Annotated in this window: 9 protein-coding genes; 3 read left to right on the top strand and 6 right to left on the bottom strand. The window is 72.9% G+C overall.

What is annotated here, in order from left to right:
- Positions 1-28: 28 nt before the first annotated feature.
- Positions 29-1,657: a hydantoinase B/oxoprolinase family protein gene (locus tag ACIBQ8_RS40315; protein ID WP_397194672.1), complete on the bottom strand. Its 1,629-nt coding sequence runs from the start codon at positions 1,655-1,657 to the stop codon at positions 29-31.
- Positions 1,654-3,681, bottom strand: coding sequence for a hydantoinase/oxoprolinase family protein (locus ACIBQ8_RS40310; protein ID WP_397194671.1), 2,028 nt, complete (start codon positions 3,679-3,681; stop codon positions 1,654-1,656). Before ACIBQ8_RS40310 ends, ACIBQ8_RS40315 begins: the two co-directional genes overlap by 4 nt.
- Before the next feature lie 135 nt (positions 3,682-3,816).
- Here ACIBQ8_RS40310 and ACIBQ8_RS40305 point away from each other — a divergent pair, with 135 nt between their 5' ends.
- A complete protein-coding gene (locus tag ACIBQ8_RS40305; protein ID WP_352364154.1) occupies positions 3,817-4,437 on the top strand; it encodes a YigZ family protein in 621 nt (206 codons plus the stop codon).
- A 6-nt stretch (positions 4,438-4,443) separates the two neighbouring features.
- Here ACIBQ8_RS40305 and ACIBQ8_RS40300 read toward each other — a convergent pair whose 3' ends face one another.
- Positions 4,444-5,679 (bottom strand): isochorismate synthase MenF, encoded by a 1,236-nt coding sequence (locus ACIBQ8_RS40300; protein WP_397177496.1) that lies wholly within the window; start codon positions 5,677-5,679, stop codon positions 4,444-4,446.
- A 218-nt stretch (positions 5,680-5,897) separates the two neighbouring features.
- Here ACIBQ8_RS40300 and ACIBQ8_RS40295 point away from each other — a divergent pair, with 218 nt between their 5' ends.
- Positions 5,898-6,728, top strand: coding sequence for a GDSL-type esterase/lipase family protein (locus ACIBQ8_RS40295; protein ID WP_397194670.1), 831 nt, complete (start codon positions 5,898-5,900; stop codon positions 6,726-6,728).
- 119 nt (positions 6,729-6,847) lie between these two features.
- Positions 6,848-8,263 carry a CU044_5270 family protein gene (locus ACIBQ8_RS40290; RefSeq protein WP_397194669.1) on the top strand — a complete coding sequence of 472 codons (1,416 nt, stop codon included), beginning with the start codon at positions 6,848-6,850 and terminating at the stop codon, positions 8,261-8,263.
- Between the two features lie 136 nt (positions 8,264-8,399).
- Here the strand turns inward: ACIBQ8_RS40290 and ACIBQ8_RS40285 are convergent, their stop codons facing one another.
- From ACIBQ8_RS40285 to ACIBQ8_RS40275, 3 genes are all read right to left on the bottom strand, one after another.
- Entirely contained in the window at positions 8,400-11,585 is a 3,186-nt protein-coding gene (locus ACIBQ8_RS40285; protein WP_397194668.1) for a S8 family serine peptidase, read from the bottom strand.
- 92 nt (positions 11,586-11,677) lie between these two features.
- On the bottom strand, positions 11,678-12,391 hold the full coding sequence (locus ACIBQ8_RS40280; RefSeq protein ID WP_397194667.1) for an HNH endonuclease family protein: 714 nt from the start codon (positions 12,389-12,391) through the stop codon (positions 11,678-11,680).
- Positions 12,392-12,566: 175 nt separating this feature from the next.
- Positions 12,567-13,913, bottom strand: coding sequence for a glycosyltransferase family 4 protein (locus ACIBQ8_RS40275; protein WP_397194666.1), 1,347 nt, complete (start codon positions 13,911-13,913; stop codon positions 12,567-12,569).
- Between the last annotated feature and the right edge of the window lie 30 nt (positions 13,914-13,943).

Raw genomic sequence — 13,943 nt, 5'->3', positions numbered from 1 at the left:
ATCCGTGTGATTTTCGGTCGAACGTGGATCAGTTTGTGGTCATGCCCTCGGCCAGGTCGGCCGCCCGCGCCGCCGGGGAGCGGCGCTCGGCCGGGCCGTAGCCGCCGCCTCCGCCGGACTCGCAGCGCAGCACGTCACCGGCCGACACCGGCAGGGCGTTGACCTTGAGCATCCGGCGCTCGCCCGCCGTGCCCGGGTTGAGCGTGACCCGCGGGGGAGCGCCCGCCGCGCCGCCGGCCAGGCCCCACGCCGGGGTGACCGAGCGCTCGAACCACAACGACAACGAGGTGTCGCCGCAGAACTCGTACTCCCGTACCACGCCGTCGCCGCCGCGCCACCGGCCGGCGCCGCCGGTGTCCGGGCGCACCTCGTACCGGCGCACCCGGACCGGGAACAGCGTCTCCAGCACCTCGATCGGCATGTCCCGCAGCGAGCCGTTGACGTTGTTGATCAGGCAGGACTCGCCGTCGCCGCCCTCCCACGCCCCCCAGCCGCCGACCGTGGCCTCCTGGGAGACGTACAGCTTGCCGGTACGCGGGTCCGTCCCGGTGAACTGCACGATCATCGAGTCCCCGTACGAGGCCGCCGCCGCCTTGCCCGGCAGCGCCGGGGCCAGCGCCTTGACCACCAGGTCGATGAGCAGCCCGAGGTGGGAGTAGTAGTACTGGCAGGCGGCCGGCGACCGCGCGGCCAGCATCGAGCCCGGCCGGGTCTCGACGCTCAGCGGGCGGAAGGAGCCGCCGTTGAGCGGCACGTCCCCCGACACCAGCAGCTTGTACCCCACCCGCACCGCCGCCACGGCCTGCGCGGCGCCGCAGTTGACCGGCCCGCGGGCCTGGTCGGCGCAGTCGGTCAGGTCCACGTGCATCGACTCGCCCGACACCGTGACGCGCACGTTCACCGGCAGCGGCGTGGCCAGGTCGATGCCGTCGTTGTCGAGGAACCCGGACGCCTCGTAAACGCCGTCGGGGATCGCGGCGATGGCCTGGCGTTCCAGGCGCTCGGTCTGGGCGAAGATCTCGTCCCGGGCGGCCATGACCGTCTCCAGGCCCCAGCGCGAGACGATCTCCTGCAGCCGCCGCTGGCCGGTCATCGCGCAGCTCACCTGGGCCCGCATGTCGCCGAGCGTGGCGTGCGGGAAGCGCACGTTGCGGGCGATCACCTCGTGCAGGTCGCGGCACGGCCGCCCGCCGGCGTACACCTTCACCGGGCCGAGGCGCAGGCCCTCCTGGAAGATCGAGGTGGAGTCCATCGAGCCGCCCGGGTCCTTGGAGCCGACGTCCAGCCAGTGGGCGCGCGAGGCGGCGAACCCGGCCAGCTCGCCGCCGGCGAAGATCGGGCCGTAGACGGTGACGTCGTTGAGGTGGGTGCCGCCGACGTAGGAGTCGTTCAGCACCCACACGTCGCCCTCCTGCCACACCTCGCGGCCGTACATGCGCTCGGTCTCGCGGGTGCACACCTCCAGGTTGCCCAGGAAGATCGGCAGGCCGGACGACTGCCCCAGCACGTTGTGGTCGCGGTCGAGCAGCGCCACCGCGCAGTCCTTGGCCTCGTAGATCACCGGCGTGTACGAGCTGCGGACCAGCGTCGTGTTCATGTCCTCGGCCGCCTGGAGGAGCGCGCACCGGATGATCTCGGTCGTCACGGGGTCGATCACTGGACGTCCACCTTCACGATGAGGAAGCCGTTGTCGTCTATGGTCGCCAGGCAGCCCGGCGGGATGACCGTGGTCGCGGTCTCCTCGACCACGATCGCGGGCCCGGCGAACGAGCCGGTCAGGCCCGCCCGCCGCAACACGGGCGTGCGGTGCACCGCCCCGTCGAAGATCACGTCCCGGACGTCCCCGGACGTCTCCTCGCGCGGCTCGGCGGCCCCGGCGGCGGCGCGCGGGAACGAGCCGAACCCGGTGCTGCGCAGCATGACGAACTCCACCGGCGCCTCGGGGGTGGCGTGGCCGTACCGGCTGGTGTGGGCCTCGGCGTAGCGGGCCGCGACCGCGGCGAGGAAGCCCGGCTCACCCGGCTCGGCGGCGTCGCGCAGCGGGACGGTGAGCGTGTAGTCCTGGCCCTCGTAGCGCATGTCCACGGCGTGCTCGACCCGGCGCCGCTCCTCCGGGACGCCCTGCCCGGCCAGCGCCGCCAGCGCCTCCCGCTCCAATGTCGTCAGATGCCGGGACATGTCGTGGCCGTCGAGGGTGTCCTGCGGCCGGAAGTACGGGTGCGTCAGGTCCCGCCGCACGTCCGCCTCCAGCATGCCCCAGGCAGAGAACGCCCCCGGGAAGCGCGGCACGACCACCTCGGAGATGCCCAGCTCGCGGGCGATGAAGACGGCGTGCATCGCGCCCGCGCCGCCGAAGGCGACCAGCGCGAACTCCCGCGGCTCCACCCCGTGCTCGACCGTCAGCGTGCGGATCGCCTGGGCCATCTTGGCGTTGGCCACGTCGCACACGCCCTCGGCCAGCCGCAGCGGGTCCAGGTCCAGCTCCCGCGCCAGCGTGACCACGGCCGCGCCCGCCGCCTCCTCGTCCAGCGTCATCAGCCCGCCCGCGAACCAGGCCGGGTCCACCCGGCCGAGCACCACGTTCGCGTCGGTCACGGTGGGCCGGGTGCCGCCCCGGCCGTAGCAGGCCGGGCCCGGCACGGCCCCGGCCGACTCCGGGCCGACGCGCAGCGCGCCCGCCTCGGCGTAGGCGATCGAGCCGCCGCCCGCGCCGATGGTGTGCAGGTTCACGATGGGCATGAGCACCGGGTAGCCCTCGATGCGGGCCTCGGCGCTGACGTCGGGCCGCCCGTTCACCACGAGCGAGACGTCGAAGGAGGTGCCGCCCATGTCCACGCAGATCGCGTTCTCCCGGCCCAGCATGCGGGCCGCGGCCACGCCGCCCATCGTGCCGCCGACCGGCCCCGACAGCAGGGTCTGCAACGGCCGCCGCATCGCGTACGAGGCGTTGACCAGCCCGCCCGAGGACTGCATCACGTGCACCGGCACCGGCAGGCCGCGCTCGGCGAAGCGCCGCTCGATCCTGGCCAGGTACCTGCGCACGACCGGCCCGGTGTAGGCCTCCAGCACCGCCGAGGAGGTGCGCTCGTACTCGCGCCACTCCCGCGCGACCTCGTGCGAGAGCACCACGAGCACGTCCTCGCCCAGCTCGGCCCGCAGGATCTCGCCCGCGCGCAGCTCGTGCGCGGGGTCGGCGAAGGAGAACAGCAGGCACACGGCGACGGCGTCGAAGCCCTCCTCGCGGGCGCGCCGCGCGGCCCGCCGCACCGCCTCCTCGTCGAGGGGTTCCAGCTCGCGGCCCCGGTGGTCGAGGCGGCCGCCGGCCTCCATGACGTCCTGGCGCGGCACGAGCGGCGACGGCTTGCGGTAGCGCAGGTCGAACATGCGGTCGCGGTTGCCGCGGGCGATCCGGTAGACGTCCCCGGCGCCCCGGCTCGCCAGCAGCAGCACCCGCGCGCCCTTGCGCTCCAGCAGCGCGTTCAGGCCCTGCGTGGTGCCGTGCACGAAGAAGGAGATGGCCGCGGGGTCGTCCACGACCCGGCCGAGCGCGGCGAACACGCCCTCGGCCAGGTCCCCCGGAGTGGTGGGCGCCTTCGAGGCGGTGACGGCCCCCGTGCGCTCGTCGTAGCAGACGACGTCGGTGAAGGTGCCGCCGATGTCCATGGCGACGCGATAGGTCATGCGCCGCACCGTACGCGCGGGACGGCGGCGCGATCATGGGCGTCCTGCACAGGGAGGGGCGGCCTGCCGTGCATCGCGCTCAACCCGGTCCACCCGCCCGGAAATCTACAACGTAAAGGCGGTAGCCTGGCGGACGTGTCCCAGTCGTACCTCACCCTCGCGACCGGCGTCGAGCACGAGACCGAGGTGCGCCGCTCCCGGTTCGTCTGCGCGCTGGCCCCCGCCCGTACCGTCGAGGAGGCCGCCGCCTTCATCGCCGCCCGCCGCCGCGAGCACGCCGGCGCCACCCACAACTGCACCGCGTACGTGATCGGCGGGCGCCTGCAGAAGGGCGACGACGACGGCGAGCCCGGCGGCACGGCGGGCACGCCGATGGTCCAGGCGCTGGTCGGCCGGGGGTTCAACGACGTGGTCGCGGTGGTCACGCGCTACTTCGGCGGCGTCCTGCTGGGCGCGGGCGGGCTGGTGCGCGCCTACGGGGGAGCGGTGACCGAGACGCTCGACCTGGTGGAGCCGGTGCGGATGGTCCCGGCCAGGCTGGTGAGCGTCTCGGTGGCCCACGACCAGGCCGGCCGCGTGGAGAACGACCTGCGCGCCTCCCGCTACGCGCTGCGCGAGGTGACCTACGCGGCCGGGGTGACGTTCTCGGTGGCGGTGGGGGAGGACGAGGTGGCGGCGTTCGGCGAGTGGGTGGCCGCGCTGACGGCCGGCCGGGCCCGCGTCGAGGTGGGCGAGGGCGTGCACGTGCCCGGCTGAGGCCGCTCAGCCCTCCAGGGCGTACTGCATGACGCGGAACTTGGCCTGGGCCTCGGCCAGCTCGGCGGCCGGGTCGGAGTTGCCCATGATGCCGCCGCCGGCGAACAGCCGGGCGCGGTTGCCCTCGATCAGCCCGGAACGCAGGGCGATGCCCCATTCGCCGTCGCCGTGGGCGTCGATCCAGCCGACCGGGCCCGCGTAGCCGGCGCGGTCCATGCCCTCCAGCTCGCGGATGACCTTGATGGCGGTGTCGGTGGGGGTGCCGCCGACGGCGGCGGTGGGGTGCATGGCGGCCACCACGTCGAGCACGGACGCGCCGTCGGCCAGCCGCCCGGTGACGTGGCTGGCCAGGTGCTGGACGTTGGGCAGCACGAGGAGTTCGGGCTCGTCGGGGGTGTGCAGCGAGGAGCAAAGGGGGGCGAGGGTCTGGCGCACGGAGGCGATGGCGCACTCGTGCTCGTGGCGGTCCTTCTGGGAGGCGAACAGCGCGGCGCCGCGGGCGACGTCGTCGGCCGCGCCGGTGCCGCGGGCGGTGGTGCCGGCCAGGACGAGGGATTCGATCTCCTGCCCGGTGCGGCGGATGAGCAGCTCGGGGGTGGCGCCGACGAGGCCGGCCACGGAGAAGGTGTAGCACTCGGGGTAGCGCCGGGCCAGCCGGGTCAGCAGCAGGCGCACGTCGATGGGGTGTTCGGCGGTGGCGAGCAGGTCGCGGGCGAGCACGACCTTCTCCAGTTCGCCGTCGCGGATGCGGCGGGCGGCGCGGGCGACGACGTGCTCCCATTCGGGGGCGGTGAGGCTGCCGTCGCCGTAGCTGATGCGGCCGGGCTCGCGGATGGGGCTGAACGTCTCCAGCGGGGCCTCGCCGACGGTGGTGAGCCAGGCGCGGCCGCCGCGGCGGGCGAGCACGGCCCGGGGGACGACGAGCACGGACCCGGGGGCGTCCTCGTCGAAGGTGAAGCTGCCGAAGGCGACGGGGCCGGAGCCGGAGCCGGGGGCGCGCCCGGCGTCGTCGGCGGGCGCGTCGCCGAGGACGGTGCGCAGCCACTCGCGGGCCCAGGCGAAGCGGCCGGGGCCCGGCGGCACGGCGACGCGGGCGGCCTGGCCCCATCCCACCAGGCCCTCGCCGTTCCTGATCCAGGCGTAGGGCGCCGTCTTCGGGAGGGATGCCAGCAGGTCACCGGGGTCGCCGACAGAAGTGGTGCGAACCGGTAGCGGGCGGGTTGTTCCGAGCGCGACACTCACTCAAGACACTCTATGCGGGAACTGAACACGTTCGACTCGGACCCCCGTTAATGCGGTGTTACTGCCCACGAGCCAGGAAATAACCGGATCTTGACGTTTATTGAGGGCGCCCAGCTCGCGGAGGCACTGTCAAGCGGTGATAGGAAGACGGTCCTGAAATGGCAGACCTCGCCTGAAGGTCATGGTGCGACCTTGATCCACTCCCTACCTTTGGGGCCATGCTCGGTCGTCTGTCCCCTGTCGTCACCGCCGTCCTCGTCCTGGCCGCTTCGGGCCCTGCGCAGGCCGTCGCCGCAGCTCAGCCCGTCCCTGAGACGATGGCGGCGCTGGGCGACTCGATCTCCACCGGCTTCAACTCCTGCGGCTGGTACGTCTCCTGCGCGGCCCGTTCGTGGGCGGCCGGCGACAACGCGCAGGTGGACAGCCACTACCTGCGGCTGCGGGGGCTGGCTGGAACGCTCCACCGGGAGAACTTCGCGGTGCCCGGCTCGACGAGCGCCGACCTGCTCGGCCAGGTCAACCAGGCGATCGCGGCGAAGGCCGATTATGTGACGATCCTCATAGGCGCCCAGGACGCGTGCAAGCGCACCGAGCGGGAGATGACGCCGGTCGCGCTCTACCGCCGGCGCATGGACGCCGCGCTGTCGGCCCTGCGCGCCGGCGTGCCGCAGGCCAGGGTGTTCATCGCCAGCGTCCCCGATCTGCGGCGGTTGTGGCAGGTCGGCAAGGGCAACCCGCTGGCCCGTACGTTCTGGACCGTCGGGAGGATCTGCCAGACCATGCTGGCCGACCCGGCCTCGGTGAAGAAGGCCGACGTCGAGCGGCGGGCCCGGGTGCGGGCGCGGGTGATGGCCTACAACCGGGAGGCGGCGCTGGCGTGCGCGGCGATGGGGCCCTCCTGCGACACCGACGAGGGCGCGATCTTCTCGTTCCCGTTCACCCTCGACCACGTCAGCAAGTGGGACTTCTTCCACCCCAACCTCGCCGGGCAGAAGGCGCTGGCCGAGCAGACGTTCGAGCACGGCTTCGTCTGGGAGGACCCGCGCTAGCCCGGCCCCGGTGAGTGGCCGCCTTCCGGCGCGCGGGAAGAAAAGCCGCGTGCGCCGCGAAGGATGGGTGAAAGTAATGATCACCCACCGGAAGGCACACTCATGACGGAGACGGGCACATGACCGCCGACGTGGGCGAGCAGGTGACCGACGCCGACCTCGTCGCCGGGTACCGGCGGAACCCCGAGCTGTTCACCGCCGTGTATGACCGGTATTTCCATGACGTCTACCGGTACGTGGCGGGACGCCTGGGCGCCCAAGTGGCCGAGGACATCGCGGCCGAGACGTTTCTGCTGGCGTTCGACCGGCGTGACCGTTTCGCGCTGGAAAAAGGTGCTCTGCGGCCCTGGCTGCTCGGCATCGCCACGAACCTGGTGGCCCGGCACCGCCACAAGGAGGCCCGCCGGTACCGGACGCTGGCCCGGCTCGATCCCGTGCCGGTCGTGGAGGGGCACGAGAACCGGGTCGTCACCGCCGCGACCGCGCAGCCGTACCTGGCCATGGCGCTCGCCGCGCTGAACGGCGGCGAGCGTGACGTGCTGCTGCTCCTGGCGCTGGGCCAGCTCAGCTACCTCGAGATCGCCCAGGCGCTCGGCATCTCCCTCGGCACGGTGGGCTCTCACGGCTCAGCCGGGCCCGCGCCAAGATCCACGCCCTCACCGGCAAGGAGACCCCTCATGCATGACGTGGAAGAGATCGCCGCCTTGCTGGACGAGCCTGAGCCGTCCGCCGGGGCGGTCGCGCGCGGCAGGGAGCGCCTGGAGCGCAGGGTGATGGCGGGCCGGGCGCGCCGGCGCGTCGGCTGGTTCGTCCCGGGAGTGGCCCTGGCCGCCGCCGGTGCCGTCGCCGCGGTCGTGTTCGCCACGGGGGCGCCCACGAACGACGGCGCCCCGGTCACGGGCAAGGAGGTCCTGCTCATGGCCGCCGTCCGCGCGGAACGTACGCCCCAGGGCTCCGGGACGTACTGGCACGTCACGCGCCGGTGGCTCTCGTCGGACGCCCCGCCGATAGAGAGCTGGACCAGGCGCGACGGCAAGCGCTGGACCAGGGCCGTGCCGGGGGATCCCGCCGGCGCCGTCATCCCGGCGCCGGCGGGGAAGACGCTCAGGCTCAAGGGCGCCAAGGTGAGCTTCGAGGAGCTTGAAGGGCTGCCGACGGACCCCGAGGCGCTGAAGGCGTCGCTCGTCGCGCGCAAGGGCCAGGAGAGGGACATGTCCGGGTCCGAGATGCGCGGCGATCCCACCCTCACCCTGCTGGCGCTGATCACGGACCTGCCGGCGCCTGGGGAGGTCCGCTCGGCGGCGTTCCGCGCGCTCGCCGCGACACCGGGGGTGGAGAACGCGGGCGCGGTCGAGGGCGGTCAGCATCTGCGCATTCCCGACCCTGATGGTGACACGGACATCGAACTGGTCATCGATCCCGAGGAGGCCCGGGTGGTCCGCGCCAACCTCGTCCTCGTCGACGACGGCGACCTGGCGTTCAGCGCCCAGTTCATCTCCGTGACCACCGAGTGGACGGACCAGCTTCCCCGGTGAAGAGCTGAGGCGGGATGCCGTGAGCCCCGCGGGTGATCCCGACCGCTGACGGTCCTCCTCTCCCGCACGCGTCCGCCCCCCGGGCCTTCCAGCCCGGGGGCGGACGCGTCGTGATTCAGCCTTCCGGCCGTACGGGTCAGCCCACGGCGTAGGCGCGGGTCACGGTCTGGGTGACGCCGTTGCCCGCCTTGTCGATGACGGTCGCGCGCAGCGAGACGTACCCCGCGGTGGCGGGGTTGTCCAGCCGCGCCGTCCAGCCCGCTCGGCTCGCCCGGACGTGCACCGGCCGCCACGTCCTGCCGTCGTCGGCGGACGCCTCCAGCTTGATCGAGGAGACCGCCGCCCTGGCGGCGCCGGGAGCGCGTTCGACCTGGATCGGGACGGTGGTCCGTGATCCCGGCCTGGCGCGGTTGGCGTCATCGAGGCCCTGGGGCGCGTAGCGCACGGCCATCAGCGGCAGAGGCTCGGGCTTGGCCGTACGGGCCGAGCGGAAGGTCCAGACGGCGTCGACGCCCGTGGACAGCTCGGCCTGCGATCGCCGGGTGGAGGCGGTCAGGGTGTAGGCGGTGTCGGCCTGCGGCAACGTGGCGGTGAGCGTGCACTCCTGGCCGGGGTAGGGCAGGCAGCCGGTGATGCCGGTCGTGGCGATCTGCTTGCCGTTCCCGGTCAGGGTGAGGGTGCCGGTCGCGGTCGCGTCCATGCCGGTGCGTCCGGCGGCTCCGCTGCTGTACAGCCCGTGGGCGGGGAAGGCCAGGGTGTCGCCGGCCCGGCTGCCGCCCGAGGCGGCGAACGAGGGGCCGGTCACCGCGGCGTTCCAGACCTGGGTGAAGTTCCTGTCGCGCACCGGGCCGGTGCCGAGCTCGGTCAGGCCGCCCGTGATGAACTCGTCGTTCCACGCGAATCCCGGGGTGAGGTACCTTGTCACGCTGCTCGGCAGCGGGATGCCGTTCCAGACGCCCATTCCTGGCGAGAGGGCGTCGCCGGGCGGCACCGGCGCCGTGATCAGGGTGCCGGTGGCGCCCGGGACGGTCGAGCGGTAGGTCTCGGTCGCCTTGACCAGGTCCCGGGTCCGCGCGGCGTACCCGGGGGCGTCGGGGAAGCCGTCCGTCCTGTGGTCGACGAGGTCGTAGCGGTACGGGCTGGGCGTCGTGTCCTTCTTGGTCCACGTGGTCTGGGCCAGGTAGGTGAGCCCCGGCTGCCGCACCGGGACGAGGTAGAAGCCGCCGGAGTAGCCGAACGCGCTCATCGCGGTCCGCCAGGGCCCGTTGGCCACGGAGAGGGCGAATCCGGAAGCGGGGACGGCGGTGGGGTCGTCCACCGTGAACGTGATCCGCTTCGCCTGGCGGCCGTCGACCGTCAGCGACACGTCGGCGTCGCCGACCTCGAACGGCCGGTGCGCGAGCGTCAAGCTGTGCTCCGCCCTCCCGAGGATCTCGGTGTAGAGGTTCCAGCGTCCCTTCGGCAGCCTGATCCTGGCCGTGCCGCCGTGGAAGACGAGGTTGCGCGGCGCGCCGGTCGCCTGGTCGTAGACGACGCCCTGCGCATACTCGGTGGCGGCCCCGTCCCTGTCCTGGACGGTCACCGTGACGTCATGGGACTCCGGCTCCACATAGGCCCCGGCCGGGGTGCGGACCACCGTGTCACCGGCCGTGGCGGTGACGATGCCCGGATGGTCGCCGGGGGCCTTGCCCTCGGCGTTGATCGTCACCGTGACCGACGCCTGCCCGCCCGCGGGCACCTCCAGCCGTCGCGGCGACAGCGTGAGCACGTCGGAGCCGGCGGCGAGGTCCAGGGTGACGGGCGTGGCCCCGGTGTTGCTGTAGGTGATCTTCCCGGTCGCCCGCCGCTCGCCCGGCTGGTCCCAGGGGAAGGCGGCCCACACGCCGGTGGGAGTGGCGATCACCTCCTGGGCCAGCGAGCGGAGCACGTCCACCCGCCCGGTGCCCTGCTGGTACGGCGTGGCGCCGTCGGTCGGCCGGGCACTGCCGACGAGCGCCGCCTTGAGCTGCTGCCCGCTCCAGCCGGGATGGCGCTGGGCGAGGATGGCCGCCGCTCCCGCCACGTGCGGACTGGCCATCGACGTGCCGCTCATCGCCACGTGGGTTCCGTCTGCGGTGCCCGCCGCGGCGGCGGCCATGATGTCCACGCCGGGGGCGGTGATGTCCGGCTTGACGGCATGGTCGCCGATACGCGGGCCCGTGCTGGAGAAGTCGGCCACCTGGTCGGAGCGGTCCACCGCGCCGACGGTCAGCGCGGCGTCCGCGCTGCCGGGGCTGTTCACGCTGCCCACGCTCTGCTCGCCCTCGTTGCCCGCGGCCGCCACGAACAGGGTGCCCGTGGCCTGCGACAGGGTGTTCACCGCCTGCTCGATCGGGTCGAGGCCGGCTTCGTCGGGGCCGCCGAAGCTCATATTGACGATCTTGGCCTTGACCTCCGTGGCGGCCCACTCCATCCCGGCCAGGATCGCGGAGTCGCTGATCTGCGTGCCCAGCTTGCCGAAGGCGATGCGGGCTCCCGGCGCCACGCCGCGGTACTTCTCGCCGGCGCCGGCGATGATCGAGGTGACGTGCGTGCCGTGCCCGAGTCGATCAGTCATGTCAGGCTCGTCGGAGAAGTTCCGCGACTGGGTGACCACGTCCTTCAGGTCGGGATGCGTGGGATCGTACCCGCTGTCGAGCACGGCGACCGTGACGCCCTGTCCGGTGAGACCACGCTGCCACGCCTCGGTCGCGCCGATCTGCCTGGTGCTGCGGTCCAGGGTGTACGAACGCCGGCCGTCGAGCCAGATCCTGCCCTTGCCCGCGGCCAGCGTGGACGCCCCGCCGAGCAGGCTCCGCCACGTCTCGCCCGCGCTCTTCTTGGCCACCCGCTGGGCCGTCATGTCGAGGGCGGCCAGCCGCCGGGTGGTGGCCGCGCCGCGCAGCGCGGGGGCGCTTGCCTGCGGCGACTGGGTGATCAGCGGGATGTCGGGCGTGTCCGCGTCGCCGTAGCGCCAGGCGAGCAACTGGGTGACGTCGAACAGCCGCTCGTCCAGCACCCCCTGGGCGACCAGGGGCGCGGCGTCGGACGGGACGACGTACAGGTGCCCGTCGCGGTAGCCGGAGGAGAAGTGCACCTCCCGGGCCGCGCCCGGCTCCACCCGGAAGCTCCTGCCCGTGACCACGACACGGTCGCCGGTGAGCAGCGTCACGCTGCCCGCCGGGCCGGAGCGCGGCTGTCCGGGACGCGCCTGGCCCGCGTCGGCCGTGCCGGTTCCCGTTGTCGCGCCCATACCCAGCGTGCCTGCCAGGACCGCTGCCAGCAGTCCCTTGCCTAACGTCATTGATCCTCGCAAGAAGAGAAAACGATCGCTTTCCTCTCCTCTTCCGCGTAAGGCGGATTCTTCTTCCCTGGGCCCCTGAGGCGGGGGACGAGCTAGCGGCACTGCGCGAGCATGGCGTTCTTGTCGGCCCTGGTCACGGGCAGGTCGTACTTGAGCGCGACCTGGGCGAAGCGGGTGACGTACGCGCAGCGGACGCGGCGCTGGGGAGGCAGCCATCCGGCCGGGCCGGAGGCGTCCTTCTCCTCGTTGGCGCGGCCGTCGACGGGTAACAGGTTGAGCGGGTCGTTGGCGAAGTCGAGGCGTTTGGACATCGGCCAGCGCGGCGCGCCCATGCGCCAGCCGTAGTTGAGCGGCACGACGTGGTCCACCTGCACCTCGTCGGCCTGGGCCTTGTGCCAGGAGATGAGCCGGCCGGTGTAGGGGTCGGTCAGCTCCATGGCGACGACCTCGCAGCTCGACCCGGGCCGGTACTCGACGCCGGTGCCGTCGCGGGCGAGCAGGTCGTCGCGGGTGCGGCAGCCGTTGCGGGCGTAGGGGACGCCGGTGGCGGTGTCGGCCCAGTTCTCGCCGTACCGGCTGCGGGCGTAGCCGGTGTTGGGGCCGCGGCCCTTGACGCGTAAGCGGCCGATGAGGGCGCGCGCCCTGGCCTTGTCGCCGTCGGACAGGACGGGGGCCAGGCCGGGCAGCGTCCCGCTGGCGTTGCTGAGGGGGCTGGCGGCGGTGGCGGCGGGACTCTTGGCGCTGCCGACGAAGGAAGCGACGATGACGGCTGCGGCCAGGATCGCGATGGCGTCCTTCGTGCTCAAGCGGCTCTCCGTGGTTCCCGCGGGCGAAGTTGTCTAGAGAATTCCCGCCATCGCCGGATTTGACACGGGAAGGCTTCCGTCACTGATCACTCCACGCCGCCCTCACCGCTCGCTTCTTCGCACCCTTCGCCGAGCCGGCGGACGTCCGGCTCGGCGGGTGCCGGGGCCCGTCCCGCTAGGCCCGGGGGCCGGCGGGCTCGGTGGCCTCGGCCGGCGCGGGGGTCGCGTCGGGTTCGGGGGTCGCGTCGGGTTCGGGGCGGGGCGGGCGGACGTACGTGCCGTTGCGGCGGGCCACCAGTTCGGCCAGCAGCTCGTCCCACTTCTGGCCCACCGCGTCCACGTCGTACGTGCGCGCCGTCTCCAGCGCCGCCGCCGCCAGCGACCGGCGCAGCGGCTCGTCCTCGATGACCCGCATGATGGCGGCCGCCAGGTTGGCGTTGGTGCGCGGCTTGACCAGCAGCCCGTCCACCTCGTCGGTGATCATCTCCTTGGGCCCGTGCGGGCTGTTGAAGCTGACGATGGCCAGCCCCTTGGCCATGGCCTCCAGGATCGTCATCGGGAAGCCCTCGTGCCGCGAGCTGAGCACGAAGATCGACGCCTTCTCCAGCTCGGCCCCCACGTCGCTGGTCGGCCCCGGCAGCTCCACCTTGCCCTCAAGCCCGGCCTCGACGATCTGCGCCGCCAGGTTGTCCTCCTGCGGCCCGGCGCCGAAGATGCGCAGCTTCCAGTCGGGATGCGCGGCGGCGACGGTCTCCCACGCGGTGATCAGCCGGTGGAAGCCCTTGAGCCGGGTCATCCGGCCCACGGCGACGACGACCTTGGAGTCCAGCCTGGACACCTCGCCGCTCATCGGCGGGACGGCGTTGGGGATGCGCGCCAGCTTCTTCGGCTTCTTCGGCAGCGTGCTGCGGTAGTCGCGCAGGTCGGCCTTGGTGAGGGTGACCAGGGCGTCCATCCGCCGGTACCGCCACTTGATCAGCTTCTGCATCGGCTCGGCCTGGGTGCGCAGGGCCACGTGCTCCTGCCCGATGGTGATCACGCCCGGCTGCGCTAACTGCGCCATGGCCAGGTTGAGCCCGGGACGGGTGGCCATGAGCACGCCGCTGTCGAGCGAGCGGATGTAGCGGGCCAGCTTGTAGTCGGTCCACAGGGTGAAGCGGTGGTAGGCGGTCTCCTCCGGCGGGATCAGCTTGCTGGGGAACTTCGACAGCATCGCCCGCAGCGGATCGGGGCTGGGCTTGAGCCGGTCGTCGAGGAAGCGGAAGCGCACCCGCGGGTCGATCGGGAAGAACGGCTCCTCGGCCTCCTTCAGGATGCTGACGATCTCGACGTCGTGCTTCTCGGCCAGGTAGCCGGCCAGGTTGAACACCGTCCTGATCGTGCCGCCCATGCCGTTGGCGTGCAGGAGCAGGATTCTGATGCGGTCGGTCGACGGCGGCGGCGCGTTGCGTGCCTTGCGGCGGTTGTACCCCCGGTACAACCGGACCATCGCCGACTTCCCCCTGCGTGCCAGTGCGCGCACCTGGACGATCCCCCTTGTGCTCGGTTGCCT

The organism is Nonomuraea sp. NPDC049646, from assembly GCF_044465525.1.
Classification (GTDB): domain Bacteria; phylum Actinomycetota; class Actinomycetes; order Streptosporangiales; family Streptosporangiaceae; genus Nonomuraea.
This window is presented reverse-complemented; position numbering and strand designations above follow the sequence as displayed.

Bases quoted from the DNA above. Each gene is read 5' to 3' on its own strand.
- ACIBQ8_RS40295 (WP_397194670.1), top strand. From the start codon at position 5,898: ATGCTCGGTCGTCTGTCCCCTGTCGTCACCGCCGTCCTCGTCCTGGCC.
- ACIBQ8_RS40310 (WP_397194671.1), bottom strand. From the start codon at position 3,681: ATGACCTATCGCGTCGCCATGGACATCGGCGGCACCTTCACCGACGTC.
- ACIBQ8_RS40290 (WP_397194669.1), top strand. From the start codon at position 6,848: ATGACCGCCGACGTGGGCGAGCAGGTGACCGACGCCGACCTCGTCGCC.
- ACIBQ8_RS40285 (WP_397194668.1), bottom strand. From the start codon at position 11,585: ATGACGTTAGGCAAGGGACTGCTGGCAGCGGTCCTGGCAGGCACGCTG.